Annotated in this window: 26 protein-coding genes; 13 read left to right on the top strand and 13 right to left on the bottom strand. The window is 45.9% G+C overall.

Annotated elements, in window-relative coordinates; translation table 11 throughout:
• Positions 1-26: 26 nt before the first annotated feature.
• From K4039_RS07305 to K4039_RS07290, 4 genes are all read right to left on the bottom strand, one after another.
• The gene (locus tag K4039_RS07305) at positions 27-407 is read right to left on the bottom strand and encodes a hypothetical protein (protein ID WP_265234486.1); all 381 of its coding nucleotides are present in this window, start codon (positions 405-407) and stop codon (positions 27-29) included.
• A gap of 115 nt (positions 408-522) precedes the next feature.
• The gene (secF, locus tag K4039_RS07300) at positions 523-1,491 is read right to left on the bottom strand and encodes a protein translocase subunit SecF (RefSeq protein ID WP_265234485.1); all 969 of its coding nucleotides are present in this window, start codon (positions 1,489-1,491) and stop codon (positions 523-525) included.
• Positions 1,492-1,616: 125 nt separating this feature from the next.
• Positions 1,617-3,026, bottom strand: coding sequence for a protein translocase subunit SecD (secD, locus tag K4039_RS07295; RefSeq protein WP_265234484.1), 1,410 nt, complete (start codon positions 3,024-3,026; stop codon positions 1,617-1,619).
• Positions 3,027-3,282: 256 nt separating this feature from the next.
• Entirely contained in the window at positions 3,283-4,266 is a 984-nt protein-coding gene (locus K4039_RS07290) for an alpha-ketoacid dehydrogenase subunit beta (protein ID WP_265234483.1), read from the bottom strand.
• 191 nt (positions 4,267-4,457) lie between these two features.
• Between K4039_RS07290 and K4039_RS07285 the strand changes: the two genes are divergently transcribed.
• Positions 4,458-5,093, top strand: coding sequence for a Uma2 family endonuclease (locus K4039_RS07285; protein WP_265234482.1), 636 nt, complete (start codon positions 4,458-4,460; stop codon positions 5,091-5,093).
• Between the two features lie 220 nt (positions 5,094-5,313).
• Here the strand turns inward: K4039_RS07285 and K4039_RS07280 are convergent, their stop codons facing one another.
• Positions 5,314-6,681: an NACHT domain-containing NTPase gene (locus K4039_RS07280; RefSeq protein ID WP_265234481.1), complete on the bottom strand. Its 1,368-nt coding sequence runs from the start codon at positions 6,679-6,681 to the stop codon at positions 5,314-5,316.
• 327 nt (positions 6,682-7,008) lie between these two features.
• Here K4039_RS07280 and K4039_RS07275 point away from each other — a divergent pair, with 327 nt between their 5' ends.
• Positions 7,009-7,848, top strand: a complete 840-nt coding sequence (locus K4039_RS07275; RefSeq protein ID WP_265234480.1) for an SH3 domain-containing protein — start codon at positions 7,009-7,011, stop codon at positions 7,846-7,848.
• 147 nt (positions 7,849-7,995) lie between these two features.
• Here K4039_RS07275 and K4039_RS07270 read toward each other — a convergent pair whose 3' ends face one another.
• The gene (locus K4039_RS07270) at positions 7,996-8,721 is read right to left on the bottom strand and encodes a M15 family metallopeptidase (RefSeq protein WP_265234479.1); all 726 of its coding nucleotides are present in this window, start codon (positions 8,719-8,721) and stop codon (positions 7,996-7,998) included.
• A gap of 94 nt (positions 8,722-8,815) precedes the next feature.
• On the opposite strand from K4039_RS07270, the gene K4039_RS07265 reads away from it, so the two are divergent.
• Positions 8,816-9,052: a hypothetical protein gene (locus tag K4039_RS07265; protein WP_265234478.1), complete on the top strand. Its 237-nt coding sequence runs from the start codon at positions 8,816-8,818 to the stop codon at positions 9,050-9,052.
• Between the two features lie 183 nt (positions 9,053-9,235).
• Here K4039_RS07265 and purB read toward each other — a convergent pair whose 3' ends face one another.
• The gene (purB, locus tag K4039_RS07260) at positions 9,236-10,531 is read right to left on the bottom strand and encodes an adenylosuccinate lyase (RefSeq protein ID WP_265234477.1); all 1,296 of its coding nucleotides are present in this window, start codon (positions 10,529-10,531) and stop codon (positions 9,236-9,238) included.
• A 774-nt stretch (positions 10,532-11,305) separates the two neighbouring features.
• Between purB and K4039_RS07255 the strand changes: the two genes are divergently transcribed.
• Entirely contained in the window at positions 11,306-12,136 is an 831-nt protein-coding gene (locus tag K4039_RS07255; protein WP_265234476.1) for a class I SAM-dependent methyltransferase, read from the top strand.
• Positions 12,109-12,387 (top strand): excisionase family DNA-binding protein, encoded by a 279-nt coding sequence (locus tag K4039_RS07250; protein ID WP_265234475.1) that lies wholly within the window; start codon positions 12,109-12,111, stop codon positions 12,385-12,387. Before K4039_RS07255 ends, K4039_RS07250 begins: the two co-directional genes overlap by 28 nt.
• 79 nt (positions 12,388-12,466) lie before the next feature.
• Here the strand turns inward: K4039_RS07250 and K4039_RS07245 are convergent, their stop codons facing one another.
• Both K4039_RS07245 and K4039_RS07240 read right to left on the bottom strand, forming a co-directional pair.
• A complete protein-coding gene (locus K4039_RS07245) occupies positions 12,467-13,996 on the bottom strand; it encodes a YifB family Mg chelatase-like AAA ATPase (protein ID WP_265234474.1) in 1,530 nt (509 codons plus the stop codon).
• 58 nt (positions 13,997-14,054) lie between these two features.
• Complete coding sequence (locus K4039_RS07240) at positions 14,055-14,279, bottom strand: hypothetical protein (RefSeq protein WP_265234473.1); 225 nt, start codon at positions 14,277-14,279, stop codon at positions 14,055-14,057.
• On the opposite strand from K4039_RS07240, the gene K4039_RS07235 reads away from it, so the two are divergent.
• The 3 genes from K4039_RS07235 (at position 14,278) to lnt (ending at position 18,266) form a co-directional block, all read left to right on the top strand.
• The gene (locus tag K4039_RS07235) at positions 14,278-14,625 is read left to right on the top strand and encodes a histidine triad nucleotide-binding protein (RefSeq protein ID WP_265234472.1); all 348 of its coding nucleotides are present in this window, start codon (positions 14,278-14,280) and stop codon (positions 14,623-14,625) included. The two genes, K4039_RS07240 and K4039_RS07235, sit on opposite strands and share 2 nt — an antisense overlap.
• 670 nt (positions 14,626-15,295) lie before the next feature.
• Positions 15,296-16,378, top strand: a complete 1,083-nt coding sequence (gene psbA / locus K4039_RS07230; RefSeq protein ID WP_265234471.1) for a photosystem II q(b) protein — start codon at positions 15,296-15,298, stop codon at positions 16,376-16,378.
• Between the two features lie 139 nt (positions 16,379-16,517).
• Positions 16,518-18,266: an apolipoprotein N-acyltransferase gene (gene lnt, locus K4039_RS07225; RefSeq protein ID WP_265234470.1), complete on the top strand. Its 1,749-nt coding sequence runs from the start codon at positions 16,518-16,520 to the stop codon at positions 18,264-18,266.
• A 262-nt stretch (positions 18,267-18,528) separates the two neighbouring features.
• Here lnt and K4039_RS07220 read toward each other — a convergent pair whose 3' ends face one another.
• Positions 18,529-19,434, bottom strand: coding sequence for a bestrophin family protein (locus tag K4039_RS07220; RefSeq protein WP_265234469.1), 906 nt, complete (start codon positions 19,432-19,434; stop codon positions 18,529-18,531).
• A gap of 326 nt (positions 19,435-19,760) precedes the next feature.
• Between K4039_RS07220 and recJ the strand changes: the two genes are divergently transcribed.
• Both recJ and K4039_RS07210 read left to right on the top strand, forming a co-directional pair.
• Entirely contained in the window at positions 19,761-21,836 is a 2,076-nt protein-coding gene (recJ, locus tag K4039_RS07215) for a single-stranded-DNA-specific exonuclease RecJ (RefSeq protein ID WP_265234468.1), read from the top strand.
• 67 nt (positions 21,837-21,903) lie between these two features.
• On the top strand, positions 21,904-22,101 hold the full coding sequence (locus K4039_RS07210) for a hypothetical protein (RefSeq protein ID WP_265234467.1): 198 nt from the start codon (positions 21,904-21,906) through the stop codon (positions 22,099-22,101).
• Here the strand turns inward: K4039_RS07210 and psb30 are convergent.
• A complete protein-coding gene (psb30, locus tag K4039_RS07205; RefSeq protein ID WP_265234466.1) occupies positions 22,072-22,212 on the bottom strand; it encodes a photosystem II reaction center protein Ycf12/Psb30 in 141 nt (46 codons plus the stop codon). The two genes, K4039_RS07210 and psb30, sit on opposite strands and share 30 nt — an antisense overlap.
• Before the next feature lie 214 nt (positions 22,213-22,426).
• On the opposite strand from psb30, the gene K4039_RS07200 reads away from it, so the two are divergent.
• The 3 genes from K4039_RS07200 (at position 22,427) to K4039_RS07190 (ending at position 23,713) form a co-directional block, all read left to right on the top strand.
• Positions 22,427-22,795, top strand: coding sequence for a YkgJ family cysteine cluster protein (locus tag K4039_RS07200; protein WP_265234465.1), 369 nt, complete (start codon positions 22,427-22,429; stop codon positions 22,793-22,795).
• Between the two features lie 75 nt (positions 22,796-22,870).
• Complete coding sequence (locus tag K4039_RS07195) at positions 22,871-23,194, top strand: hypothetical protein (RefSeq protein WP_265234464.1); 324 nt, start codon at positions 22,871-22,873, stop codon at positions 23,192-23,194.
• Positions 23,195-23,425: 231 nt separating this feature from the next.
• Positions 23,426-23,713, top strand: coding sequence for a YggT family protein (locus tag K4039_RS07190; RefSeq protein WP_265234463.1), 288 nt, complete (start codon positions 23,426-23,428; stop codon positions 23,711-23,713).
• A 373-nt stretch (positions 23,714-24,086) separates the two neighbouring features.
• On the opposite strand, the gene K4039_RS07185 is transcribed toward K4039_RS07190, so the two are convergent.
• Together K4039_RS07185 and K4039_RS07180 are read right to left on the bottom strand one after the other, a co-directional pair.
• Positions 24,087-24,518 carry a hypothetical protein gene (locus tag K4039_RS07185; RefSeq protein ID WP_265234462.1) on the bottom strand — a complete coding sequence of 144 codons (432 nt, stop codon included), beginning with the start codon at positions 24,516-24,518 and terminating at the stop codon, positions 24,087-24,089.
• A 115-nt stretch (positions 24,519-24,633) separates the two neighbouring features.
• Positions 24,634-25,521: a shikimate dehydrogenase gene (locus K4039_RS07180; RefSeq protein ID WP_265234461.1), complete on the bottom strand. Its 888-nt coding sequence runs from the start codon at positions 25,519-25,521 to the stop codon at positions 24,634-24,636.
• Positions 25,522-25,647: the final 126 nt, after the last annotated feature.

The following is a 25,647-nucleotide window of genomic DNA, read 5'->3' as shown; positions in this document are numbered from 1 at the left end:
AATGACTACTGACTAATGACTACTGACTACTGCGAATTTTTGCAAACCCACTTCCACAAAGGATGACTCGGCCCCTGTTGGCGAATTCGGCGCACTTGTTGTTCCAAACCCTGTTTTTCTCGCTGGGGCAATCCTCGCACCTTATTGCGACTTTGCCAAGTTAGCACTGCTAAAGTCATCCCCAAGCACAAACCCAAACCGAGAGTCGGCCAGCGGTGAAAAGATAAACCGTAGCGTACCGCCGCCCAAGTGAAGTTTTCTAAGCACAAACCGATTTCGCGACGCAAACTCCAAATACTCAAAGAACCGATGCTAATCCACAGCAATATCACAGTTAACCAGCGGCCGTAAACTGTTAGTTTGTGAAGCCTTTGGACTTCAATTTGAAAATTTGGGTCATTGGTCATTAATTATTGGTTATTAGTTATTGGTTATTAGTTATTGGTTATTAGTCAGTTAACGGTTAACGGTTAACAGTCAACAGTTAACGGTTAACAGTCAACAGTTAACAGTCAACAATCGTTAAACTTCTTCTGATGGGTTGATTCCTTCTGCGGGGAGGGGGATGGAGTGGCCCGTGCGACTGCGCCACCAAGCTAGCAGCGTGCTAGCAATGAAAATACTGGAATACGCACCGGCAATAAACCCGACAATTAATGCTAAAGCAAAGTATTTAAGGGTTTCTCCACCAAACAAAAAGATTGAAAACAAGGTCAGCAGCGTTGTCAGGGTCGTGTTGATTGACCTTCCCAGCGTTTGCATGACGGCATCATCGACAATTTGATCGATCGACTGTCCGGGATTTAGCTTGATTACTTCCCGCACGCGATCGTAAATTACCACTGTATCATTAACAGAAAAACCGATAATTGTCAAGAGGGCGACGACAAATAAACTGTCAACTTCCAGTCCTCCAACTAAACCCAAAATTGAGAATACACCAAGCGTAATTAAGACATCGTGAAACAGAGCAACAAAAGCAAAAAAGGCATAATCTAACTGAAATCGGAATGTCAGATAAAGAGTAATGCCTGCAAAGGAAAGCAACAAAGCCAGCAAACCAGAAGTAAACAACTGTTTGCCGAGGGTAGGCCCCACCGTATCAATTTGAATAGATTGAGGAGCAAAAGTGCCTATTTTCTCGCTCAAACCTGTTTGCAACTTAGTCCGCTGTTCGACATCTAAAGTTTTCGTGCGCAGCGACAAACCGCGCTGTTCTTTGCCGATAACTTGAATGCTGCTACCAGCCAAACCTTGGGAGTCTAAAACTTGGCGGACACTGACAATATCGATGGGTTTACAATTTTCCGGTTTCGTGCAGTCGAGTTCAAATTGCAGCCGAGTGCCGCCGATAAAGTCTAAACTGGGGCGCAGGGGTGCGCGGATGTCGGGACGAGTCCAAGAAATCGCCATCGACACTATACCTGCAAGGATGATCGCGGCGGAAATACTCCACCAGAGCGATCGCTGTTTGATAACACTAAATTGCATAAGTCAGAAGGAAGAAGGAAGAGGGAAGAAGGAAGAAGGAAGAAGGAAGAGGGAAGAGGGAAGAAGGAAGAGGGAAGAAGGAAGAGGGAAGAATCTCAGCAATGACTACTGACTACTGACTACTGTCAACTATTAGCAGTTTTCGACAAACCGGGACAAAACCACTGAGGTTTGCGCAATCCAGGAAAGCCCAACACTACCAAAAGTAGAGTGCGACTGCAAGTAAGAGCAGTAAACATACTGACTACCACGCCCAATGCTAGCGTTACAGCAAACCCTTTAACTAAACCTGCACCCAACCAGAACAAAGCAGTACAAGCAATCAGCGTTGTGACGTTACCGTCTAAAATGCTGGAAAAAGCGCGGTAAAAACCTGATTCTACCGATCGATAAAGCGTCTTTCCCGATCGCAACTCTTCCCGCGTGCGCTCAAAAATCAGCACGTTAGCATCCACCGCCATGCCGATGCTGAGCACAAAACCAGCAATTCCCGGCAGCGTTAAAGTTACTCCCAACAGCACGAAGGCTGCCCAAGTTAACAAAGCATAAATTAACAGAGCAATATTGGCAATTACGCCGGGGAGTCGATAGTAACCAACCATGAAAATCAAGACTAAAACTAAGCCGCCGATACCTGCGTTAATACTGCTTTGAATGCTATCTCGTCCTAAGCTTGCACCGACAGTGCGGTTTTCAATAATCTCGACTGGTAGAGGTAAAGCACCACCACGCAATTGCACCGCCAAGTCATTAGCTTTCTGTGCTGTAAAGTTGCCGGAAATTTCGACATTACCGCCTGTGATACCAGTTTGTTTGTACTGATCACTAACTGTCGCAGCGCTGATCAGTTCGTTATCTACAAAAATGCCTAGAGTGAGGTTTGTACCAGCAATGCTTTTGGTCAGTTCGGCAAACTTTTCGGCCCCCTCGGTATCGAAGCGTAGCGCTACAGCATAGGTGTTGCCTAATGAATTGGATGTGGCGAAAGCATCTTTGAGGTTTTTGCCGGTGATCTCGGTACGTTCGTAAAGGTTGGCGGTGAGTTGTTGAATTTCTTGATTTTTTTTGTCGATCGCAGTTTGGTTATCTGCGATCGCCTTAGCATCTCCTTTTGCCTGCAACTCCTGCTGCTTTCCCACCAGTCCGGCAAGTTCCTCTTTTCTGACCTTCAAAAAAGCTCCTTCTTGCTGTGTCTCGCGCCGAAAATCTAGCTGTGCCGTACCGCCGAGCACCCGTTCCGCTTGTTGCGGATCGCTTACCCCAGGCAACTGAACCAGAATTTGATCGTTGCCTACCGTTTGTACAACTGATTCGGAAACTCCTAAACCATTAACTCGGTTTTCGATAATTCGCCTCACTGCTTCTAGATCCCGTTCTTCAATTTTCGGGATATCTTTGGTAGTTTTTATCTGAATTGTGAGTTGCGATCCTCCTTGTAAGTCTAATCCCAGCCGCGTCGGAATTGTTACTATTACAGTAATAGCGGCGATGATTAAAACAAAAATTAGGGCTAATATTGAACGTTGTTTTTGCATACTTATAGTAGTTGACAGTTGATAGTTGATAGTTGACAGTTGGTGAGACTGTGGATTCCTGCACGGTTGGGGTAGTTTGCAGTTTACCTGTGACAGTAATTAGTTGGCAGTGGTAATTGGTAATTGGCAATTGGTAATTGGCAATTGGTAATTGGCAATTGGTAATTGGTAATTGGTAATTGGTAATGGCAGCTATCAACTGTCAACTGTCAACTGTCAACTATCAACTATCAACTAACAACTGACAACTGACTATTTATACTCGCAAACCTACCATTTTTTGGACGGCTTCGACAATTTGGTTTGGCTGGACAATTGTCAGTCTTTCCAAATTGCCGTTGTAAGGTGTGGGAATATCTTGTGAAGACAGGCGCAAAACTGGTGCGTCGAGTTCGTCAAAAAATCGATCGCTAATCGAAGCAATTAGTTCGGCACCGATACCTCCGGTTTTCATGCACTCCTCGACAATAATTACTTTGTGAGTTTTGCGAATGGATTCGCCGATCGTCTCCATATCGAGGGGTTTGAGAGAAATCAGGTCGATTACTTCGGGATCGTAACCTTCTTTTAGCAGTGCGGGCAGGGCTTGCAGGACGTGGTGCCGCATCCTGGAATATGTCAAGATGGTGACATCTTTGCCCGATCGCACAATTTCCGCTTTGTCTAACGGCACTAAATATTCTGTTTCTGGCAAATTTTCCTTGAGGTTGTACAGCAGGACGTGCTCGAAGAACAGGACGGGGTTATCGTCGCGAATTGCCGATTTTAAGAGTCCTTTGGCGTTGTAGGGAGTCGAACAGGCGACTATTTTCAAACCCGGTACTGCTTGGAAATAGGCTTCTAACCGCTGGGAATGTTCCGCGCCGAGTTGTCGGCCCACGCCGCCGGGCCCGCGAATCACCATCGGCATTTTGAAGTTGCCGCCGGAGGTGTAGCGCAGCATTCCGGCGTTATTAGAAATTTGGTTGAACGCGAGCAGCAAAAAGCCCATGTTCATGCCTTCGATGACCGGCCGCAATCCCGTCATTGCTGCGCCGACTGCCATGCCTGTAAAGCTATTTTCGGCGATCGGGGTATCGAGCACTCGGAGCTCGCCATATTTCTCGTAGAGGTCTTTGGTGACTTTGTAGGAACCACCGTATTGACCTACGTCTTCGCCGAGTACGAATACAGAGGAGTCGCGGGCCATTTCTTCGTCTAACGCCTCGCGGAGCGCGTTGAACAATAAAGTTTCTGCCATAGGAGGTCAAGCAATGATTGCAGGAGGTCAGATTAGAATCTTAACCTTTTGGGGTGCGGATGAGGATGCGATCGTACATTTGGCAGTTAAGACTGGAGATTTTGCCCACACATATCATAACATTTGTATTATGTCAATAAATATTTAAGTTAAAATAATCCTAACTTGCCTGCCGACAGCAGAGGAATATTATGTTCCAGACAAAAACAGAACTAACTCTCGAAGAATTTCTCACTCTCCCCGAAGGAGAAGGCGATATTACTTACGAACTTATTGACAATCAAGCAGTACCGAAGATGTCACCGAAAAAATTTCATTCTCGCCTCACCAGAAGCCTCATCAAAATCCTCGAACAGTGGGGTGAGGAACGGGGAGAAATTGGTGTAGAATGGGCAGTGAAATTAACCAGATTGGGGCGAGACTGGGTTCCCGTACCAGACCTTTTATATGTTTCTTACGAACGCTTATCTCCTGACTGGAATCAAGATGAAGCCTGTCCTGTTGTCCCAGAATTAGTCATAGAAATTATTTCACCCGAACCAACTTTCGGTCAGTTAGCGGCCAAGGCGAGAAATTATTTAGATGCTAAGGTTTTGCGGGTTTGGGTGGTAGATAGCAAGGCTAGAAGTATTACTGTTTTTTACCCCGATGCAGCACCGCAGACTTATATGGGAGATACTCTATTAAAAGATCCACTTTTTGATGGATTAGAATTTAGCGCGGAACAGCTATTTCAGATGGCAAAAATACCACCAAAGACGGCGGTTGAAACCGCGTCTACACAAACGAATTGGGCCTCCGCGGAATCAAGATCAGACGGCGGTTGAAACCGCGTCTACACAAACGAATTGGGCCTCCGCGGAATCAAGATCAGACGGCGGTTGAAACCGCGTCTACACAAACGAATTGGGCCTCCGCGGAATGAAGAAAGTAACGCATTTTTACTAGGTACTCTTCAACCCGCGGAGGCGGGTTTTGTCTGTGTAGCCGCGGTTTAAACCGCCCGGTCTTATATCATGAATAGTGATTTTTGTCAAGCTCCTCAATTTAGATTTCAGCAAAATGTTTTTGCAATAAATCGTGGATAAATCGATAACGCCGATCGCCCGTTTTTTGCAGCAACAGTCGATCGCCCGCAGCATCCAGAAAACGCCTGTAATCCCAAGGAATATGACCGCTAGACCACAGCACGAGGCGCAACATAAAACTTTCAATCGCCGGAATTGGCGGCAGCAAAGCACTAATTACCGCAGCCGCAGCACCCGCAATCAATCCCCAAATCGACCCGGAGACTAGGGTGAAAATTAATCCCAAAATCACCCAAATCAGCCCGCCAACGAGCTTAACCCCAAACTTATACTTGCGCTGTTCCTCGCCTGTTTGCAGCCAACTAGACGGGATGCGATCGAGGTGAAATTCTTGAAATCCTTGCTGTTCCATTTTTCTCGCCAACCATCCCAGCCAGTGGCGAATTTGTTCGGGCCGCAGTTCCTTATTTCTGGGATACTGCTTGACTTCCCCGGTCATTTGATGGCGAATGTAGGCAGTTAACAGATATTTGCGCTGTTCTTCTGCGGAAGTTATACGCTTCCAAGATTCGATTAAAATATCATCGTAAGCCAAAGCCATCATGCTCAACAACAAGGGAGTTTTTGCCAACTTCAGCAACTCCGGCTCTTTTTCGATGCTGTACCAAAGTTCGCGGCTTCTGGCTTCTAGCAGATAGTTTTGAATTTGATTTTCTGTCAAAGGTTTCAGCAAAACTGCTGCTTGCAATTTAAATCTAGTTTGACAGTTTTTGTAGACTTCAAAACTGCTGCAAGCTACTAAATGTTTGGGTTTAAATTCGCTTTCCAAAAACTGATTGATTGCTTGAATGCAGCTATTTTGGCGGTGGGTTTCCACTTCGTCCAAACCGTCGAGGAGAGGCAATAATTTTTGTTCGGCGAGCCATTTTTTGCCCACAGCAGGAGAGATGCCGTATTTGAACTGAAGCTGAGCAATTAACCAATCTGCGATCGCCCCGGATTCTGCTTTCCACGATCCGAGTTCAAACAACACCGGTACAGGCAAACTAGCATCTTTTTGGGCGCGGGAAACTAACACCAGAGCCAATTCTAGCAGCGTGGTGGTTTTGCCTGCACCGATCGCTCCCAAAATGACCAATTTGCCGCCGGTGCGATCGAACACTTTAGAAATGCTAGCTTTGGGAGGAAGCCGAAAACTCGGACGGTTGCCGGCTTTCACTTCCACATCCCAACAGCGACTAGCACCAACAGGCTGGGAGTCTTGGCTGAGGTTAGCCACCACAGAAGCGTGCAAAGACTGCGATCGGCCTGCTTGGACTTCTCGCTTTACTTCCGAAAGTAGTCGATCGCGAGGTGGTTGTAATCTGAAAGGAATAAATCTTGACATTTTAGCTACTAAACTGCGCCTCGCGCCGGACGGCTACTTTACCATATTTGCGCGGAACTGGCTCACCGCAACAGTACCATCACTACAGGTGTCAAGTATAGATGGAGTGAAATGATTGTGACAATCATCGATGTTAAATTTTAGGAACTAATGCGGAAACCTCAGCCCTGATTAAGTATTTTCACTCTAGATGGAATGGCGAGCCCGCCAATTTTTCCGGGAAAATCCAGATAAATCTGCCCTAACCAAGTATTTTACCTATCAAAATTCTAGCCTCGCGCCAACTCCAAAACAAAAATTATCAGTATAAATACAGAGGGGTTTTTTATGTCATTTACTTCTACTCAAATCATCATCACAGGCTTAGCAGGGCTAGCAACAGCCGTGGGAGTGGCTGCTGCAACTATACAGTCGGGTGCGATCGAACAATCCAATCCCCCGGTTGCAGAATCGCCAGCAGCCGTCAGAAACCCGATTTCACTCGTTCCGGCCAACAACCCCGAATCTCGGCCAGCAGAACCTCTGCAAGCAGAAACCCAGGCTACGGAAGCCCCGAAATCTGAATCTCAACCAGCCCAAAGCCCCGCACTTGAACCACCGCAAATCGCCGGAGTCTCGCAGCAAAAAGTTGGCGCAGTAGTTGTCACACCGCCCAATTCCGGCTGTAAAATCAGTATGGCTGTAGTCAGCGATCCGAATCCACCGCTAAATGTGCGATCGCGCCCGCAAGTCAACGGCAGCAAAATAGTAGGAAAACTCCAAAATAATACCTTTGTTTCAGTCGCCGAAGAACAAAACGGTTGGCTGCGAATTACCGATCCGCCCGGTTGGATTGCCAAAAATCGCACCGAAAGCAGTTGTGTGAATGTGAACCAGCAGATTAATTTTCTGCCTGGGGGAGATGAAGCCATTGTTAAAGGTCGAATTATCGGCGGCGGCAGCCATTCCTACAAGATTCGGGCAGCCAAAAATCAAACAATGATTGTTAAGAATCGGAAAGATGTTTTCCCGCTAATTCTGACTCCTGGTGGCACAACTTTAGGAAATTCTGATCGGGATAATCAAACAGAGTGGACTGGAAAAATCCCTGTTACTGGAAATTATACATTTCAACTAGACTCAAATTTCCGCGGCTATGAATACGAATTTTATGTGCAAGTCCGTTAATTCCCAAGAACACCGGGCGGTTTCAACCGCCGTCTTAGGAATGAGAATTAAATAACTTACACAAGTTTGTGGGGTGGGCGGGCTCTCCCGCCCACCCCACAATAACAATTAAAATTGTAAGTTATTTAATTTGCGATCCTTAGCTAATTAAGGAATTTCAGTAAGCGACACATCAAGAATCGCAAACTTCTGCCAATCTTCCGAATCAAAGTGCCACCATTCAGTTGTGATACCAATAAATCCCTGTTTTTTCATCGCATTTTCAAGCGTTTGACGATTTTTCCGAGATTGGGCGCTGCCACCGTTGTAATCTCTGTGAGCTTTTTTGGTAAAATCGTCATAGGGTGTGGGCATTTCTAATTCTTTGCCGGTGCGATCGACTAAAGTTAAATCCACAGCCGCACCGCGATTGTGCCGCGAACCCCTAGCCGGATTAGCAACATAGTTCGGATCTGGCAAAAATTCCCACATTTGCTTAGTCACAGAAAAAGGCCTGTAGCAATCGTAAACTTTCAAACCCAATCCGATTTTTTCTAAGTCTGTTTGAACTAGCGCTAATTTTTGAGCGACAGAACTTCTTAAAGCGCATTTGGCTTGAGAGTAAAGCTTTCGTTTCAAGAAATTGTTCGCAGTGGCGTAGCGGATATCGAGGCGAATTTTGGGATTTACTTTGCGGATGTCAACAAGGCGCGCCCAATTGGGAAGTTGACTCATGAAAATGCTGTCAGGTGCGATCGGGCTTGGTTCTGGTTGGGTAATTTCCACTCTTGGCGGTTCTTGGGCGCGGACAAATATTGGTTGGTGCAGACCGATCGCACATAGCAATACTAGCATAAAGGCGATCGGATATTTTCCAAAACGATTAAATTTCATAGCTGTTTTGATGGCGAATATTAGAGAAGAGATTGAGGTGATTTTTCTGTGGTATAATCAATATTATGTAGTAACAGTGACAGCAGGAAAAACTATGAAAACTGCAATTTCACTTCCAGATTTAGTTTTTGAAGAAGCCGAGACATTGGCCAGTCAGTTAGGGTTATCGCGCAGTGAGCTTTATACAAAAGCATTGCAAGCATATCTACGACGATACAATCGCGATCGAATTTTGAGCAAACTCAATCAAGTCTATTCTGAAGAGTCCTCTGAACTAGATCCTGTTTTGGCAAAGATCCAATTTATGTCCTTACCCCATGAGGATTGGTAATACCAAGTCCGGGTTCGTTACCCCCTTTATCAATCGGCGATTTAAATCGCTTCTACACATACAAAGTCCGCCTCCGCGGACTGAAGAATAAAGGGGATATCAAAGCCGAATTTGGTATAATTTATCCCAAAGAAGTTTGGTGGAAAAACTTGCCCGATTCAAATTAGGAAATTAAAAGTATTTTCAAATTCCCAAGCGCTGATACACTAAATCTAAGTGCCTCAATTGATACTGCGGATCGAAACAATCATTAATTTCTTTGGTCGTCATCTTAGCTGTTACCCGATCGTCCTTAGCAATCAAATTGTAGAAATTGCCTTCAGATTTGTTCCAAGCTTCGTGAGCACAAGATTGCACAACTTTGTAGGCTTCTTCGCGGTTCATGCCTTTTTCTACTAAGGCTAGCATCACGCGCTGGCTGAAGATTACTCCGCCGTAAAGGTTCATGTTGCGCTTCATGTTTTCGGGATAGACTAGCAGGTGTTTTACTAAGTCTGTGGCTTCTACTAACATGAAGTGAGTTACTGTAGAACTGTCGGGTAAAATCATCCGTTCTACGGAACTGTGAGAGATGTCTCTTTCGTGCCAAAGCGCTACGTTTTCTAGGGCTGCGACGGCGTTGGCGCGGACAATTCTTGCCATCCCCGTGAGTCTTTCGGAGCGAATTGGGTTGCGTTTGTGGGGCATGGCGGATGAGCCTTTTTGCCCTTTGGAGAAGAATTCTTCGACTTCGAGTACGTCGGTGCGTTGGAGGTTGCGGATTTCTACTGCGAAACGCTCGATCGATGCGGCTAAAAGTGCTAGGGTTTGGACGTATTCGGCGTGTCGATCGCGCGAAATGACTTGAGTGGATGCACAATCGGGTTCGAGTCCGAGGTTTTGACAGGCGATCGCCTCTATACGCGGATCGATATTAGCATAGGTTCCGACTGCGCCGGAGATTTTGCCGACTGCAATGGACGATCGCAAATTGACTAATCTTTCACGGCTGCGAAATACTTCCGCCAGCCATCCAGCTAGTTTAAAGCCAAAGGTGATGGGTTCGGCGTGAATTCCGTGCGATCGGCCAACCATCACAGTATTGCGATGCTGTTGAGCCTGATAGCGAATAGCTTGACTCAAATCTTCGACACGTTGTAACAAGATATCGACACTAGCGACTAACTGTAGCGCCAAAGCAGTATCGAGCACATCGGAACTTGTTAAACCGAGGTGAATGTAGCGGCCGGCATCGCCTACATATTCGTTGACATTTGTCAAGAAAGCGATCATGTCATGGCGAACTTCCTCTTCAATTTCGAGGACTCGTTTCGGGTCAAAATTAGCCTTAGCTTTAATTTCTTCGACTGCGGCGGCGGGGATGTAGCCGAGTTCGGCTTGAGCTTCGCAGACAGCGATTTCTACTTGTAGCCAGCTTTTGAGCTTGGCGGTTTCAGTCCAGATGTTGCCCATTTCGGGCAAAGTGTAGCGCTCTATCACGGTTGGGAATTGGGGAATGCGATCTGACTATTGTACCGCTATGTGGCACTGGGGATAGGTCGGGTTGCCAGGGGCGATCGGGGGAAAGTGGGGGAAAGCGGGTAAAAGGGCGATCGGGTATAGCAATCCTAAATGATTCTACTCGTTACCAGGAAGATCCTGGTAACGCAGATCCGGAGGCTCGGCCTCGATTTTCGCCCTTGCGAGGCAGAGCCTCTGGACATCGATTCCCAGGCGCTTAGCCTGGGAATCGGTTATTGAAACTGATTTAGGATTGCTATAGCTGCGAGCTTGTTTATTTGTTGGTGAGGTGAGGAAGGCTGACGTAACACGCCCAAAATGGCTCAAGTCGAAAAGTCAACCTATTGGCTGTTGAGCATGGATTATCCCAATCAGCTATATTGTTAGGTTTTATGCTACCAATAATTCGGACAGTTTTTTAACGGCCCTGTAAGCCTTACAGAAGCCCTGCCATTTTTAACGCATTTTTTGAAACTTAGCGCTGGACTTAAATTTAAATCTTGAAAAAATAGTCCACCATATAGCCAGTCTGGGTTTCGGACACTCGATTAGATATAAACTGTCCGAAGTGAAGTATTGATGCTACTATAATTAATTATATCTTTGATAATGCCCGACCTATCGGTGAAACAACAAGCTGAACACTTGCTAAGAACAGAGCCAGAGTTGGTAAAAAGCCTTGTTGAGGAATGAATCCACTAACTCACCCATCAAACTCCTGAATTATCAGGGTCAATCAATGATAGCAAGCAGATGACTGATGTAAGAGCCTACGACCTTAGTACCTGGAATCGTTCTGTAGAAGGTGAAATACATCGCTTACGCCTTCAAGTTGACCTGAGCTGGAAAAAAGAGGCACGCAACTTATCCTGGTTTGGTCTCCAAGACGGAATGTCTGTCCTTGAGCTAGGCAGTGGACCGGGCTTCTTTACCAAAAAACTATTATCCTTAGTGCCTAATAGCTCAATAACAGCAGTAGAAATCGATCCAACTGCGATCGAGTATTTCCAGCAATACCTGCAAGGTATAACAAGTGACCGACTCAAGATGATCGAAGCCTCTATTATGGACACCAATTTACCAGACAACAGCTTTGATTTCGCCATCGTGCGCTATGTTTTATGGAATCTACCAGATCCAATTGGGGCAGCTAAAGAAGTATTGCGCGTCCTCAAACCTGGTGGAAAATGCGTAATTACTGACTACGATGATGAATTTTATAGCCTTGTCGATCCGCCGGCTCCAAAACGCCTGTTAGGTTTCGAGAAATTAAATCAGTTTGTGACTGCCAATGGCGGGAACCCAAAATTTGGTCGGTACTTGTGGCGCATACTTAAAGAAACTGGTTTCAAAAAACTCAACCTAGAGGCGGTTATACTCCATAGTGACGAGTTGGGTATAGAACCTTTGTTTAAGATTAGTTTTGATGAGGCTTTTTTAGTTCCAGTAATACAACAGGGCTTTCTTAAAGAAACCGAGTTAGAAGAAATTCGTGCAGAGACAAAGCAGTTCCTGTCATCACCAAACGCTTTGATAATGATCGAACTCCTAATGATTTGTGGCGAAAAACCCTTAGCAACTTAAACGATCTGTATCGGCTGGTTTGCTCTGGTAAGTCTTATCTGAATGTATTACAACCATTTCTAGTCAAATTACTAGAAAACGGAGAAATTCCCCATATCAAAGTTGGTTCCCATCGGCGCATACTTTTCCAAGATGTCATGATTTACAAGGAACAGCGGAAAATCAAGCGCCGTCAAGGACTGAAGGAACTAAGTCAATTTCTGCAAGATGAGGGTTTTTACGAAGAATCTATATCCAATTTAGCTGAGTAATATGGACATTATTGCTGTTATTTTAGATTCCTGTGTCATTTTACCTACGCCCGATCGCCCAAATCCCCCTTACTTTACCTTACTGCATCCGATCGATCGTCCGATACTGCACCGCCTCACCCACATGATTGGTTTTCAGACTTTCATCCCCCGACAAATCAGCAATAGTCCTAGCAACCTTCAAAATTCGATCGCTAGCCCTCGCCGACAGCCCCAACTTCCGAATCGCCATCTCCAACAAATTCCGAGAAGCATCATCCAACTGACACCATTCGTTAATGTGGCTGCTTAGCATCTGCGCGTTACACCGCAAGCCAGCTTCCGACTCAAAACGGCGAGTCGCCACCTCTCGCGCCCGCTGCACCCTCACCCGCACCGGTTCCGACTCCTCCCCCGTCGGCTGTCGCGTAATTTCCTCCGGTTTCAAACGATTAACCGCCACCTGCAAATCAATCCGATCCATCAAAGGCCCCGAAAGTTTTGCCCAATATTGCTCCCTCTTTTGCGGCGAACAAGTACATTGTTGGATCGTATCGCCGTAGTAACCGCAAGCACACGGATTTGTACTCGCAACCAAGGTAAATTGTGCCGGAAACATCACCGATTGTCTAGTCCGAGAAATCGTCACATAACCATCTTCCAACGGTTGCCGCAAAAACTCCAAAACATCTCTTTTAAACTCAGTTAATTCATCCAAAAAAAGTATGCCGCGATGTGCTAAAGAAATTTCACCCGGACGCGGAAAACTGCCGCCGCCAACTAAAGAAGGCCCCGATGCTGAATGGTGAGGACTGCGAAAAGGCCGATCGCTCACCAAGCTTCCCTTATCCTTCAACAACCCAGCCACCGAATGAATTTGAGTCACATCCAAAGCTTCATCAAAAGTCAGCGGCGGCAAAATACCAGGCAAACGTCTCGCCAGCATAGTCTTACCGCTCCCTGGCGGCCCCACAAAAATTAAATTGTGCCCCCCCGCAGCCGCAATTTCCAAAGCCCGTCTTGCGTGAATTTGCCCCTTTACATCCTTTAAATCTAGACCCGGAATCCGCCTTTTTGCTAACTCTTCTCTACCGTTTACTTCTACCGGCGAATAAACTTGAGGATTGTTTAAAAAATCAGTAACTGCAAAAATATTATCAAAACCGTAAACAGATATTCCGCTTACTAAAGCGGCTTCTGCGGCATTTGCCATCGGCACAATCAATCCCGAAATACCCATTCTGGCAGCAGCAGCGGCGATCGGCAAAACCCCAGCCACAGGCCGCAAACTCCCATCTAAAGAGAGTTCCCCCAAAAACAAATGATCTCCCAACAGCTCCACGCTGACCTGTTCCGATGCTGCTAAAATACCAATGGCGATCGGCAAATCAAAGCTTGGCCCTTCCTTTCGCAAATCCGCCGGAGTCAAATTAATCACAATACTCCGCATCGGAAAACCATATCCCGAATTTTTTAGCGTAGCCTTAACCCTTTCCTTAGCTTCTTGCACCGCAGAATCGGGCAACCCCACAACCACAATTTTCGGCAGTCCCCCCGATACATCAGCCTCGACACCCACCTTTACCGCGTCAATTCCTACGATCGATGCACTCCAAACCCTAGCAAGCATTTTTCTCGATCCTTAATTTGCCTGTCTTTGATTCATCATATATTATGATTAACAATGACTAATGAATATCGGAAGAAGCAAGAAAAACTTTTCCTTGCCTCTTCCTTTTCTCTTTTTGCTGGTCTCCTCCTGAGTCTTCCCCCTTCCCTCCTCTCCTTGTCCCTTCCGTCTTCCCCCTTCCGTCTTGCACCTCCGCCCTTGTCACTTCCCACTTCTTCCTTCTTCCTTCTTCCTTCTTCCTTCTTCCTTCTTCCTTCTTCCTTCTTCCTTCGTTAACACCCATGACAACCCAAGAAACGCTTTTCAGCAAAATCATCCGCAAAGAGATTCCAGCAGACATCGTTTATGAGGACGACTTGGCCCTCGCCTTCAGAGATATCAATCCGCAAGCGCCAGTCCACATCCTCGTCATTCCCAAAAAACCTATTCCCAAATTAGCCGATGCCGAATCGGGAGATCATGCGCTCATGGGACACCTGCTCCTGACTGTCAAGCGCGTAGCAGAACAACTCGGACTCAGCAACGGCTATCGCGTCGTGATTAATACCGGCAACGACGGCGGCCAAACTGTAGACCACCTGCACCTTCACATTCTCGGCGGACGGCAGATGAAGTGGCCCCCTGGCTAAAGGTTAATTTTGACGCACAACTTACGAACTCATCCTCAGAAACCCGGTTTATGGCTATTGCAAAGCGCCTCATAAACTGGGTTTTTAGTTGATGAATCCGGTTGATGGGGAATTGTTGAGAATGTATAGCAACCGCCACATCAGTGAGGACATAAATAACTTCATGAATAGAGCCGATACCCGTCAAGCATCAATGATTTGATTCCCGTTATGCAACTGTCAACTGTCAACTGTCCACTGCTATAGTGCTATAGTGCGATCGCACAATCACCCAATTTCCAGTATTCTCCCAATAAAAACTTATGTGTGCCGAATCCACGGATAATATGTGAATAAATATTAAAAATAATTTGTTCAAGACCTAATTAAGAGATATTTAAATAGAAAGGCGATCGACCTGAACAACAGTAATTGAAGTCAACTGCTGAATAAACCTACAGATAATAGATTCAGCTCTTCTGTTCGCTGTATTTAACCGTATTACTTATGTAACATTACTTTGCAAATAACTACAAATATTCACTAAAAATCAATGTTTGTAAATATTTGTAAAATGTTTTAATTGTCAGCACTAAACCCTTGGCAAACTTTAGTGAATGGTGTTACTAATATAAGCGTGGGGCATCCCCACAACGAACATTGAAAATTCAATTAAGCAATCATAAAACAAATGACAACAACCGTACAGCGCAGCGAAAGCGGCAACGTTTGGGAACGGTTCTGCGAGTGGGTAACTAGCACCGATAACCGGATTTATGTGGGCTGGTTCGGGACGATCATGATCCCGACTCTGCTGACCGCCACCACCTGCTACATCATCGCCTTCATCGCAGCTCCTCCTGTAGATATCGACGGCATCCGCGAACCAGTTGCAGGTTCCTTGATGTTCGGTAACAACCTGATCAGTGGTGCTGTCGTTCCTTCATCGAATGCGATCGGGCTTCACTTCTATCCCATCTGGGAAGCAGCCTCTTTAGACGAATGGTTGTACAACGGCGGCCCTTACCAGCTCGTCATTTTCCACTTCCTCATCGGCATTTTTTGCTACATGGGTCGTCAGTGGGAACTGAGCTATCGCTTAGGAATGCGTCCTTGGATCTGCGTGGCTTACTCCGCACCTGTGGCATCTGCTACCGCAGTATTCTTGATTTATCCGATCGGACAAGGCAGCTTTTCTGACGGTATGCCCCTGGGAATCAGTGGCACATTCAACTTCATGATCGTGTTCCAAGCCGAGCACAACATCCTGATGCACCCCTTCCATATGTTGGGAGTAGCTGGTGTATTCGGCGGTGCACTGTTCTCTGCCATGCACGGTTCTCTCGTTACCTCTTCTTTGGTTCGCGAAACAACCGAAACCGAATCTTTGAACTACGGTTACAAATTCGGTCAAGAAGAAGAAACCTACAACATCGTTGCAGCCCACGGCTACTTCGGTCGTTTAATTTTCCAATATGCCAGCTTTAACAACAGCCGTTCTTTGCACTTCTTGTTAGGTGCGTGGCCAGTTGTCGGCATCTGGTTTACCGCTTTAGGTATTTCCACGATGGCATTTAACCTCAACGGTTTCAACTTCAACCAATCGATTATCGACTCCCAAGGTCGCGTCATCAACACCTGGGCGGATGTGATCAACCGCGCCAACTTGGGTATGGAAGTAATGCACGAGCGCAACGCTCACAACTTCCCCCTCGACTTGGCCGCCGGTGAAGTCACCCCAGTAGCAATGGTTGCTCCTGCCATCAACGGCTAAATTTAGCTGTTGATTAACAAAAAGCGCTCTCTCCAAATGAGGGCGCTTTTTGTTTGGGTAAGTATAATTTAAGAGATTTCCTTCTGGCTGATTAATCTGATATATTGATTAGGCATTATTATTTTTAGCAATTATCAAAGTGACGATATTTAACAGGCTTAAATTTGAAAAACTCGCAGTTCATAAATCTCAAATATTAGGCCCGGCGATCGCACTTTTCAGCGGCATTTCGATGGCATTGACAACAGCACCATTCAATGCTTGGCCCTTGGCATGGATTGCATTAGTTCCCCTGTGGGTTATGGTTGTCAGTTATCAACGGCCAATAATCACAGAAAAAAAACAAAAATTTCTTCCTTCTTTTTTATTCCTTCTTCCTTCTTCCTTCTTCCTTCTTCCCGTACTGTGGGGAATTGGCTATCACGGATTAGCCTTATCTTGGATTATGGGAATACACCCCATGACTTGGTTGGGTGTTCCTTGGTGGCCGAGTTTGGCGATCGCACTTTTTTGCTGGACATTCATCACCCTTTGGGGAGCCGCATTAGTCACCGTTTGGGCGTGGCTATTTGCGATCGTAATTCCAAAAATTAGTGGCACAGGCATCTTCCCTGTGATTTCCCCAAAAATTAGTGGCACAGGCATCTTGCCTATAACTCGCGTTTTAATTGGCACAGCTTTGTGGTGCGCCTTAGAAAGTATTTGGAGTACAGGTTCGCTGTGGTGGACATCACTATCATACACCCAAAGCCCGCACAATTTACCAATATTGCACCTCGGTCAACTCTCTGGCCCTGCCACAGTAACAGCCGCCATTGTAGCAGTAAATGGCTTAATTGCCGAAGCTTTTATTGAAGGAAGAAGGAAGAAGGAAGAGGGAAGAAGCAAGAGGGAAGAAGCAAGAGGGAAGAAGCAAGAGGGAAAACGAGAGAAGGAAGAAGCAAGAGGGAAAAATTGGATAGCTTATATTTTGCCTGCGGGTTTGTTTTTAGTTTTGCATATTGTCGGCTGGAGTTTATACAATCGCCCCTTAATTCAAGAAGCCGGAACAGCATTAAAAATTGGGATTATTCAAGGCAATATTCCTAACGAAATTAAGTTTGACTCAGGGGGCTGGCGGCGCGCTTTGGAAGGTTACACCGCTGGATACAAAGAGTTAGCAGACAGAAACGTCGATGCTGTGTTAATTCCAGAGACCGCTTTGCCTTTTATTTGGACAAATGAATATCAGCGTTCCACTCTTTCCTTTTATCAAGCTATTCTCGAACGCGGTGTAGTGGCTTGGGTTGGAGGATTTGGACAGGAAGAAAACGGTCTCACTAATAGCTTATTGGCGATCGACAAAACGGGACAAATTGTCGGTCGCTACGATAAACTAAAGCTAGTACCTTTAGGCGAATATATCCCTTTTTACGAAATATTAGGCGGGATCATAAATCGACTGTCACCCTTAGATGCTCGTTTAATACCAGGAAACTCAAAACAATTGTTTGATACGCCATTTGGCCGCGCCATTGTCGGAATTTGTTACGATTCCGCCTTTGCTGAAAATTTCCGATATCAAGCAGCACAGCGAGGCGAATTTATGATTACAGCTTCCAACAATGCCCATTACAAACCGCCGATGCTGGCCCAACATCACGCCCTCGATGTGATGCGCGCAATTGAAACAGATAGATGGGCAGTTATCGCAACTAATACGGGGTACTCTGCTTTTGTAAATCCTCACGGCGAGACGGTTTGGAAGTCGGGACTGAATACCTACGAAGTCCAAGATGCTACTATTTATCGGCGGAAAACTCGGACTTTGTACGTGCGCTGGGGAGATTGGCTGACGCCTTTATTGTTGGTTGTAGCTGGGTTGATGCGGTTAATTGTTAGAAATTAATGTCATACAATTTATAACAAATTTTGCGACAATAGACAAGATTGCACTCACTATCCTATCTTAAAAATATCTGCGTTTATCTGTGTTTATCTGCCTAAAATCTGCGGTTGATCTATCCCGTGATTTATGCAAGAGGTGTCATCAAATTATTGGCTTTGTTGACTCAATCTTGTACGCACAGGTGTGTCGCTCGATCAATTATCCATTTTATTCGGTAATTTTTAATAGCGACGCACCCTACATTTATTAATGACTAATAATTCTACTTGTCTTTAACCTGTTCGTGAACGCTAGGAGATAAAGTAATTAAATCGTCGATATTTCGCTGCATGGCAGCACAAATATTGTCCAAAGGCAAATCATTGGTATCATGCCCGAAGGGATTTTCAATTTCAATCCCGATTTCTTCTATCCCGAACAAAGTAAAACTAATTAAAGCCACAACAGGGCCGGTTCCCCAAGTCAAATCCTTCACCATTTGAAAGGGTAGTGCCAAACAGTAAAGTAACAATAGCTGCTTGAGGTGAATCGTGTAAGCCAAAGGGATAGGTGTCTTCAAAATTCGCTCGCAGCCACCTAATACATCAATCATAGAGTTGAGCAACTCCTTCATAGAAGTTAACTGATAGACATCAAGGCAATTGCGCTCGTACTGATTGTGCAAATAATCCTCAATCCAAAAGGCAATTTCTAGCGGCGGATTGTTCATTGACTTGAGCTTTTGGCACTGAGATGGTGACATCAACGACTCTAATTCTGAATTGATTGATTCTTGGCGTAAATGCAATTTCATCGATACTGCGAAGGCAGGTAACAGGCGCAGAGCGGATTTTTTTGTAGCGCTATCCTGCGGGTCTTTTTCCTCAATTGCCACCCAGATTTGGCGCGCTAAATTGCGGACGTTATTAACTAAGGTTCCCCACAGTTTTCTACCTTCCCAAAATCTTTCGTAGGCTGTATTTGTCCGAAAAACTAACAGTAAACCCAACACAATACTCGGTACAATACTAGATAAAATGGGCAAGGAAACTGGCCATTTCAAAAAGTTCAGCAGGGAAATAAAAAGTCCAAAGCCGCCGCACAGTAAAACCCGGGGCCAGATTGAGGGAATGACGGAGCCGCGAAGCTGTAATGCAATTTTAAACCAAGACGGTCGATCGACATTCATGCAATTCTCCTCATAAAATTAAATCAGTCGTCTGCGCCCAAAGTCTATTTGCGATTGGCGATGGACAAGGGCAGATGCAATCTGGGGGTTGGAACTTTAGTCTAAAATTTGGGGCTCTTCACGACTTCTATCGGGCGCTGGTATCCCTATTTGCGTGCGGTGAGGGCTTCCGAAAAAAGCTTTCCTACAAACAACCTTTGGATTTTACCCACAAAACTCATCTTTAGGATCGATCTAAAATCTAAAATCTAAAATCTAAAATTGATTGACTGATTGATGCACTTAATTCGGTAAGATTGGTGATGTATCTTTAGACCTCAGCTTCCGTGCAAGAGCGACCGACATCTTTGCCCCCGAATTCTCCCCGATTGCCCAACCAACGGTGGCAAATTTATTCGCCTCAACCGCAGCAAGCCGAACAGTTTGCTGCAGAAATCGGTTTGTCGTCTTTGCTAGCACAGGTACTGATTAACCGGGGCATCGATTCTTTGGAAGAAGTGCAGGGGTTTATCGAACCGGAATCTCTGGTTTTGCCCGCGCCAATGGATGAGTTTCCTGATTTGGCTGCGAGTGTCAAATTGTTGCGGGAGGCGATTTCGGGAGGGCAGAAAATTGCGATTTGCGGCGATTACGATGCTGACGGGATGACGAGCACGGCTTTGTTGCTGCGAGCTCTGAGGGCTCTGGGGGCGAAGGTGGATTATGCTATTCCCAGCCGGATGCGGGAAGGTTACGGGATTAACGATCGCATTGTAGAAGAATTTCACGCCGAGGGTGTGGCTCTGATTCTCACGGTAGACAACGGCATTGCAGCTTACGGCCCGGTGGCGAGAGCGCGAGAACTCGGTGTTAAAGTTATTATTACAGACCACCACGATTTGCCGCCAAAACTACCGCCTGCGGATGCTATTCTCAACCCAAAATTAATTGCGGAATCTTCGCCTTATCGCGGTTTGGCTGGGGTAGGTGTTGCCTATGTTTTGGCGATTACTTTGGCTCAAGATTTGAATAAAGTTGGCGGGTTGGTGAATCCGCTGCTAGAGTTATTTACTTTGGGAACTATTGCGGATTTAGCTCCTTTGACTGGGGTTAATCGCCGCTGGGTAAAGCGGGGTTTGCGACTTTTGCCTCACTCACAATTGGCGGGGGTTCAAGCTTTGATTCAGGTGGCCGGAGTACAGGCGGGAACTGCGGAAACTTTACCTCTTTTTAATTCAAAAAGTCAAGCTAATAATACGTTAAAGCCTGAAGATATTGGTTTTCGGCTGGGGCCGCGAATTAATGCTGTGGGGCGGCTGGCTGACCCTCAAATTGTGATCGAGTTGCTGACGACGGACGATCGCGAATTGGCTATCAAAAACGCGATGCAGTGCGAACAAATCAATCAGCGCCGGCAGGAATTGTGCCAGGAAATTGAGCAAGAAGCGATCGCCTGGTGTGAGAAAAGTGCGATAAATTTACAGCAGGAACGGGTTTTAGTTGTTGTGCAACCCGGTTGGCACCACGGGGTGATCGGGATTGTGGCTTCTCGGTTGCTGGAACGTTATGGCGTACCCGTTTTTATCGGTACTTTTGAGGATGAGGGTGGCGAAACGGCTAATATCATCCGGGGATCGGCGAGGGGAATTCCTGAGTTTAATGTATTTGACGGGCTGAATTTTTGCGCGGATTTATTAACTAAATTTGGCGGACATAAAGCGGCTGGCGGTTTTTCTATGCCGGCCCATAATCTCGAACAATTTCGCCATCAACTGTCAGTTTTTGCCAATCAATGTTTGCAGCCGGAACACCTCAAGCCGCTGGTTTCTGTAGATGTGCGAGCGGATTTGGCTGAGATTAATCTCGATCTTTACCGACAAATTGATGCTTTGGAACCTTGCGGAATTGAAAATAAGGCTCCTGTATTTTGGACTCCTAATGTTTGCATTACTGAACAGAAAATTGTGGGTAAAGGAGGCCACGTTAAACTAACTGCAACTCAAGATGAAAAAGGCTCGGCTAGTGTGAAGGGGATTGCTTGGCGTTGGGGGGAATATTTTCCTTTGCCTCGGCGGGTTGATATTGCTTACCGATTGCGGGAAAATAGTTTTAATGGCAGGACTTCGGTTGAGTTAGAATTGTTGGGTGTCCGTTTGCCTGCAAGTGCTGCGAGTTCGAGGCGGCAGGTTTTTGGAAAAGTTGAGTTTGATTATTGCGATCGCACTTATTCTTGCAGTCTGTCTCCCACCGGTTCTCAAGAGGAATTGAGAATTCGCAACTCTCAAGGACAAGTTTTGGCTGTTGCACCCGGACAACATATCGGTTTGTTGGGGAACTCCCGTCAGGATGCTAAAGAAGTCGATGTATCTCTACCTTTTTTTGAGAATTTGATTCAAACGGCTAAACACGCCCTCGGCATTTGATATCAAATCCTCTGTTCATCGGAATTATTCATCTCTCTGATCTCCCTCTGTGTTCTCTGCGTTCTCTGTGGTTAAATCACCTGACGATGCAACCGGAAACGATATGATAGCGGTATTTGAGCGGAAATCTAGTGCAGCAGGGAAAATCAGCGAAAATTGGCGATCGAGCTTTGGGAATTTTGCATCACATTTAAAAATCAAAACTCCCAACCATCGATCGCCAGCCGTGCTACAATTACAAGTCGCCGCCTTTAGCAGCCAATAGAAAAATCACGATCGGGCCCGAAAGCACGACTGCTGCAAGTAAAGCTACCTGAATAATCAGTTGGTAGTTTACACCGCCCAGGCCGCTGAAAAGATCGGTTATAAAGTCCATGTGTCCTCCTACTGTATTGATTAAGTCTAGATTGTTGATTAGAAAATCCGCTTCTGATTTTACCGGGCGATCGGCCCTATTTTTTAAGGAAGTTTACAAAATTCAACAAAATGTAAAGAACGATCGACCTCCCATTCACAGGGAACCGGGGAATTAATGCCCGTTGTCGGAGTGTTCCCAATCTAAAATCTAAAATCTAAAATCGAACGAAACTATGACTACTTGGCGTTGCATAAAGCAGTGCGGTGCTTGTTGTTACCTAGAACCAACAGAGCGCCCAGACTTAGACGAGTATTTATCTGAAGAGGAATTAGGAACCTACTTGAGCTTAGTCGGAGATGACGGTTGGTGTATCAATTTTGACAAGAAAACGCGAGAATGCGGAATTTATGACGATCGACCCCGCTTTTGCCGGGTAGACGAGGGGGTGTTTCAGGATATGTACGGCATTGAGCCTGCTGAATTGAACGATTTCGCGATCGACTGCTGCTTAGAGCACATTGAAGACCTTTATGGCGATCGATCTTTGGAGATGATCCGCTTTAACCAAGAAGTCGGAATTATCGCCTTACCAGGCAATTAACGATCTCCCGGTCGATCGCTCCAGAGAGTGTCAAAATAGACAAATCAAGGAAATATCGCGCAGTTGAGTTGAGCAATGAGCAATCGAGAGGGTTTTACAGGCGGATTTATTGCCGGAGCCGCAGTTGGGGGCTTGGTGGGGGCAGTTTTGGGCGCGGTGCTGTCGCGGCGCGCTGCTGAAGCTTTGCTGAGTGAACCTTCCGACGCCAACGCAAGAAAGATGCGCCAGAGGAAAGCCAGCCAACTCGAAGCCGAAGGGATGGAAGTAGCAAGGCTGAGTTTGGAAGATAAAATTGCCCAGCTAAATCAGGCAATTGATGACGTGCGGCTGCAACTCGGCGATGTCAACGGGAACGCGCCAGCCCACAACAGCGAAGGTTCGATCGCCAAAGACTCCTGAATCTATGAAAGATTTTAGAGTAGTCTGGGAGTAGAATGCGGGCGATCGACCAACTGTCGCACATTTCTCTCTTCATTTTTCGCGATCGAAGGGGAAGCGACAAGGAACAAGGAACAACAAAAATGCTCCTCTTCTGCCACTCCCTCACTCTCCCCCTTTCCCCCAGCTATGCTAAAATTAAAGCTAAAGTTAAAGTGTTTGTAAACTTTACTCAAACTTTCAGCACAATATATGAGTTATTCCATAGGCCTGTTGGCTACCACGCTGTCCACATTTGTGCAAATCTATGTAGCACTAATGATTGTTAGGGTGCTGTTGAGCTGGTTCCCCAATATCAATTGGTACGACCCCCCGTTTTCGATTTTGAGTCAGTTAACAGACCCTTACTTGAATTTATTCCGTTCGATTATCCCCCCCCTAGGAGGGATTGACTTTTCACCGCTGATTGCCTTTTTTGTCCTTCAGTTCGGCTCGGAATTCTTGATCCGTCTTTTGAGCAGCTTGCAAACAGCCTTGTAGTTGGAAAGCTTAAGTTTTTAAACATATAGGCTAAATTGTTTAACAAACCTAGCTGCCGGCCACTAAAATTAAGATTTGAGATTTTTAAATTAACTCGCCGGTTGAAAAGCCGGGGAGTTAATTGTACATTAGATCTCAATACGGTTCAGTTAGAAGTTGTCCGAAGAGAGGAACGAAGCAATCGCAGTATCTGTTTTTCACTCTTGTTTTCCCGACTGGACTGTTTGAGCTGAACTGTATTGTGTTAGATATAACCAATTGAAAGCAACTGAACAATCTAAAATCTACAATCAGAAATCGAAAACTGCATCGCAGTTTCTCAACAGCCAACCCAAAATCTCAAATCAGCAATCTAAAATCTCCAATAGTTTGATTAGCGACGAACCACACCACTAAAACCTGTAGCTTTAAATTGCTTGAGCTGCAAAGGTGTTCGCTGATTGGCAGCAACCGAAATTCTGAGCTGAAAATCGCTAATTCCGGGAGGAACTTCTTCGATAGATCCCAAGCGAGTGCGGTTTTGCATCACCGGATTTTCATCTGCATCATAAATACGTCCGAAAATATCAGCATCAAAAACAGGTTTGCCACTACTATTTTCAGCTTTCCCTGTAATCAAAAAGCAGTTAGCTTCCATAGAACTGCCGCTGGTAACTGTTCCTTCTGCCATTTCTGCCGGACATTCGCGATAAGAAAGATCTGAAAGTTTGATCTGTGTCAGAGCCCAAGCCGGTGGAGTGTATACCAAACTAAAAATTGCGATCGCGCAAGTGACAAAAAAAAGACTGATAGCTCGAAATTTCATAAGTTGCAGCGCAAGTATATTTTAATTCCCAGCTTAGCGCGAATTCATGATCGAATTTTTAACATCTCTAGGGAAACAGCCCTGTGCCGTTTCCCTAGTGCGATCGCCCATAGCATCACTCTAAGCCTAAATGCTGCCGCAAGGCTTGGCGCATTACATCCACAGGGACGGATTCTGTGTCCAGCCAAATTTTCAAGGCGGCGGCTCCTTGTTGAACTAGCATTTCGAGTCCGTCAATCGGGATAGCCCCCCTCCTCCGCGCATCCTTGAGAAACTGAGTAGGATTCGGAGTGTAAATTAAATCATAGACGATCGCACCTGCGTTGATTTGATCGAACGAATCCGCCGAAACCGGCGACTTTTCCCCGTGCGGATACATACCCACAGGAGTTGTGTTCACCAGCAAATCCGCCTGCGAAATTAACATTGACAAATTATCCCAAGTGTGAACCTGCAAATTCGGCACGGGCATCGGAGAATTAACCCAACTCTGCTGAAACTCCGCTAAATTTTGGGCGTTGCGCCCGACAACGTGAATCTCGGCACATCCCAATTGAGCGCATCCAGCCACAACAGCCCTCGCCGCGCCACCATTCCCCAAAATTACCGCTACTTTCTGACTCCAATCGGAGCCCTCCCTAGGTTGGTAAGTGGGGGTTTGCAGGGGCGCGAGAAAGCCTTCTACGTCAGTATTTGTGCCGCACCAACCTTTGTCAGTGCGGTAGACGGTGTTGACTGCGCCGATCGATCGGGCGATCGGGGAAACCGACGACAGCAGCGGTAAAATGGCTTGTTTGTGGGGAATCGTGATGCTAAATCCCCGAAGGTCGATCGCCGCAAATCCTGCAAGCGCAGCCTTTAAATCCTCTGGTTTTACCGGAAATGGGAGGTAAACAAAATCGACTCCCAAGTGAGCAATAGCAGCATTGTGCATCGCCGGCGACAGAGAATGTGTGACGGGATGACCAATTACTCCGAGCAGTTTAGTAGTGCCTTGAATCATATAGCAATCCTAAATCATTATCTACACTTATTATGATATAATTATATGCAATAATTGATTGTGACAATAAAAAAATGAATAACTTACAAATGCCACAGAAAGATATGGAAAAAGAAAGAGCGGCGT

This window comes from Lyngbya sp. CCAP 1446/10 (assembly GCF_026130175.1).
Taxonomy (GTDB): domain Bacteria; phylum Cyanobacteriota; class Cyanobacteriia; order Cyanobacteriales; family Microcoleaceae; genus Microcoleus.
This window is presented reverse-complemented; position numbering and strand designations above follow the sequence as displayed.

Coding starts and splice junctions, on each gene's coding strand:
- secD (WP_265234484.1), bottom strand. CDS start 3,026: ATGCAAAAACAACGTTCAATATTAGCCCTAATTTTTGTTTTAATCATC.
- K4039_RS07270 (WP_265234479.1), bottom strand. CDS start 8,721: ATGAAATTTAATCGTTTTGGAAAATATCCGATCGCCTTTATGCTAGTA.
- K4039_RS07255 (WP_265234476.1), top strand. CDS start 11,306: ATGACTGATGTAAGAGCCTACGACCTTAGTACCTGGAATCGTTCTGTA.
- K4039_RS07180 (WP_265234461.1), bottom strand. CDS start 25,521: ATGATTCAAGGCACTACTAAACTGCTCGGAGTAATTGGTCATCCCGTC.
- K4039_RS07190 (WP_265234463.1), top strand. CDS start 23,426: ATGAGTTATTCCATAGGCCTGTTGGCTACCACGCTGTCCACATTTGTG.
- psbA (WP_265234471.1), top strand. CDS start 15,296: ATGACAACAACCGTACAGCGCAGCGAAAGCGGCAACGTTTGGGAACGG.
- psb30 (WP_265234466.1), bottom strand. CDS start 22,212: ATGGACTTTATAACCGATCTTTTCAGCGGCCTGGGCGGTGTAAACTAC.
- secF (WP_265234485.1), bottom strand. CDS start 1,491: ATGCAATTTAGTGTTATCAAACAGCGATCGCTCTGGTGGAGTATTTCC.
- K4039_RS07290 (WP_265234483.1), bottom strand. CDS start 4,266: ATGGCAGAAACTTTATTGTTCAACGCGCTCCGCGAGGCGTTAGACGAA.
- K4039_RS07195 (WP_265234464.1), top strand. CDS start 22,871: ATGAGCAATCGAGAGGGTTTTACAGGCGGATTTATTGCCGGAGCCGCA.
- K4039_RS07220 (WP_265234469.1), bottom strand. CDS start 19,434: ATGAATGTCGATCGACCGTCTTGGTTTAAAATTGCATTACAGCTTCGC.
- K4039_RS07265 (WP_265234478.1), top strand. CDS start 8,816: ATGAAAACTGCAATTTCACTTCCAGATTTAGTTTTTGAAGAAGCCGAG.
- K4039_RS07185 (WP_265234462.1), bottom strand. CDS start 24,518: ATGAAATTTCGAGCTATCAGTCTTTTTTTTGTCACTTGCGCGATCGCA.
- K4039_RS07305 (WP_265234486.1), bottom strand. CDS start 407: ATGACCAATGACCCAAATTTTCAAATTGAAGTCCAAAGGCTTCACAAA.
- K4039_RS07275 (WP_265234480.1), top strand. CDS start 7,009: ATGTCATTTACTTCTACTCAAATCATCATCACAGGCTTAGCAGGGCTA.
- K4039_RS07235 (WP_265234472.1), top strand. CDS start 14,278: ATGACAACCCAAGAAACGCTTTTCAGCAAAATCATCCGCAAAGAGATT.
- K4039_RS07240 (WP_265234473.1), bottom strand. CDS start 14,279: ATGGGTGTTAACGAAGGAAGAAGGAAGAAGGAAGAAGGAAGAAGGAAG.
- K4039_RS07285 (WP_265234482.1), top strand. CDS start 4,458: ATGTTCCAGACAAAAACAGAACTAACTCTCGAAGAATTTCTCACTCTC.
- K4039_RS07280 (WP_265234481.1), bottom strand. CDS start 6,681: ATGTCAAGATTTATTCCTTTCAGATTACAACCACCTCGCGATCGACTA.
- K4039_RS07200 (WP_265234465.1), top strand. CDS start 22,427: ATGACTACTTGGCGTTGCATAAAGCAGTGCGGTGCTTGTTGTTACCTA.
- K4039_RS07245 (WP_265234474.1), bottom strand. CDS start 13,996: ATGCTTGCTAGGGTTTGGAGTGCATCGATCGTAGGAATTGACGCGGTA.